The organism is Skermanella stibiiresistens SB22 (genome assembly GCF_000576635.1).
GTDB lineage: Bacteria > Pseudomonadota > Alphaproteobacteria > Azospirillales > Azospirillaceae > Skermanella > Skermanella stibiiresistens.
On sequence record NZ_AVFL01000113.1, the window covers coordinates 1 to 630 of the forward strand.

At 64.3% G+C, this 630-nt stretch carries 2 tRNA genes; both read left to right on the forward strand.

Annotation, left to right across the window (positions count from 1 at the left end):
* The first annotated feature begins 140 nt into the window (after positions 1–140).
* Positions 141–217, forward strand: a tRNA-Ile gene (locus N825_RS35700).
* A 12-nt stretch (positions 218–229) separates the two neighbouring features.
* Positions 230–305 (forward strand) — tRNA-Ala (locus N825_RS35705).
* Positions 306–630: the final 325 nt, after the last annotated feature.

A 630-nucleotide genomic window follows, 5' to 3' on the forward strand; every position in this document is an offset into this window, starting at 1 on the left:
CCGGGCCGGGTCAGGATCCCTCACGATCCGCCGCGCCGCCGCCTCCGCATCTCTTCTCTCGGACATCAAGCCATCGACGGCAACCCCTAGGGGTGACGACGGTGGCACGCCGCCGCCCTCCGGGGCGCGGCAGCCGGTCGGGGCTAGTAGCTCAGTTGGTTAGAGCGCGCGCTTGATAAGCGTGAGGTCGGAAGTTCAAGTCTTCCCTGGCCCACCATGTTCCCTCCGAGGGGGCGTAGCTCAGTTGGGAGAGCGCGTGCTTTGCAAGCATGAGGTCGTCGGTTCGATCCCGTCCGCCTCCACCAGGAGGAGGGCCGAGGAGCGCCGACGATGGCGAACCAGCCAGCACGACCAAGGATGATGTCCGCGAGGGAGAAAACAGATATCCGCCGAGGCGGGTATGGGATCTTTGACATGTGAAGAGAATTTGTGACCGAGGATGACCCGACAGGGCCGTCCTCCCGGAAGGGAGGTTGGTCGGTTGGGTCAAGTGACGCATCTTCACGATGATGCGGCGCGCGAGGTCGGTGGTTCCACGGAAACGTGGGCTTCCTCCTGCGCGTGGCGCGTCCGTGTCGTGTCCGGTCCTTGGACCGGGCACAATGGAACAAGCATGAGAAGGGCATCTGG